Here is a 545-nt window from a genome sequence, read left to right as displayed (position 1 = left end):
CGGCGCGTCGCCCCCGTGCACGGCCCCCGTCGGCCACCCCCCACGCGCGTGGCGAGCGCGCCCCACCACCCCGTCGCGGGCAACCGCACCACCCTCGAAGGAGAGACCAGATGACCACGCCTCGACCCGGCGCGACCCGTGCCGCCCTGCACTTCCCGGGGGCAGCGCGATGAGGGTGCTGCTGATCGGAGCCAACGGATACCTCGGCCGGTTCGTCGCCGACCGGCTGCTCGCCGACCCGGCGGCACAGCTCACCGCCCTCGGGCGCGGGGACGACGCCGACGTGCGGTTCGACCTCGCGTCCGGCAGCCCGGGGGCGCTGACGCGCTTCCTGGACGCCGTCCACCCCCAGGTCGTCATCAACTGCGCGGGCGCCACACGCGGCGGCGCCAAGGAGCTGATCCGGCACAACACCGTCGCCGTCGCCACCGTCTGCGAGGCGCTGCGGCGCAGCGGGTGCGGCGCGCGCCTCGTGCAGATCGGCTGCGGTGCGGAGTACGGCCCGAGCCAGCCCGGCTCGTCGACCGCGGAGGACGCCGTCCCGC

Annotated in this window: 1 protein-coding gene; it reads left to right on the top strand. The window is 76.7% G+C overall.

Annotated elements, in window-relative coordinates:
* Window positions 1-169 precede the first annotated feature (169 nt).
* A partial coding sequence (locus ACVNF4_RS36835; protein WP_461807146.1) for an NAD-dependent epimerase/dehydratase family protein occupies window positions 170-545 on the top strand: 376 nt, incomplete at its 3' end.

It is taken from the genome of Streptomyces sp. S6 (genome assembly GCF_054880855.1).
This window is presented reverse-complemented; position numbering and strand designations above follow the sequence as displayed.